This is a genomic window from Vibrio sp. 1562, from assembly GCF_033340155.1.
GTDB classification, from domain to species: Bacteria; Pseudomonadota; Gammaproteobacteria; order Enterobacterales; family Vibrionaceae; genus Vibrio; species Vibrio alginolyticus.
The window spans coordinates 1-892 of the sequence record NZ_JAWOVY010000173.1; the positions used below are offsets into that span (position 1 = coordinate 1).

Here is an 892-nt window from a genome sequence, read left to right on the forward strand (position 1 = left end):
GTCGCTAGATACCAATAACGGCCCAGCCAACGGCACGGTCTCGGTCAATCCTGACGGCAGCGTGACTTACACACCAAATGATAACTACGTCGGTAAAGATACTTTCACCTACATCGTCACCTCTGGCGGTGTGTCTGAATCCACCACCGTTGAAGTCAATGTGACACCGGTCAACGATGCGCCAGTGGCGAAAGATGACATCGCTACGACACAAGAAGACACCGCAGTTACCATTGATGTCCTGCCAAACGATTCTGATGTGGATGGCGACAAGCTGAGTATTGAATCAGCCTCTGTACCTAAAGAGCAGGGTACGGTTGAAGTGGTGAATGGCAAACTTGTTTTCACTCCGGCCGAGAACTTCAATGGCGACGCCGAAATCACTGACACCGTAACGGACGGCCAATTGACCGACGAAGCGAAAGTAACTGTTACAGTAAATCCAGTGAACGATGCGCCAACCATCAAGGTTGATGCAGTAGAGAGCATCACTGAAGATGCAGTGAGCACTGATATGGTAGTCGCAACCTTAACGGTTCGCGATACTGACACGCCTGAAGACCAATTAACCGTTTCTTTAGAAAACAACTCAAACGGCTACTTTGCGCTAGTTGGCGATGAAGTCAAACTGACTCAAGCGGGTGTTGACGCAGTTAACAACGATGAACTCAACCTTAAAGACCTGACTATCAGCGCGTCAGTATCGGATGGTGTTAATCCAACAGCTAGCGACAGTGACAGTTTGATTGTGAATCGTGTTAATGATGCACCGACTGTAGAAAATGCCATTGCAGACCAAGTGTTATCGGAAGATTTCGCGACCTACACGATCGACTTGAATGAAGTATTCAAAGATACTGATTCCTCGCTAGAATTCTCAGTTTCTGGCAAT

Annotated in this window: 1 protein-coding gene; it reads left to right on the forward strand. The window is 47.8% G+C overall.

The window, feature by feature from the left end:
• On the forward strand, positions 1-892 hold an 892-nt coding region (locus R7Z49_RS23970), incomplete at both ends, for a tandem-95 repeat protein (protein WP_318112223.1).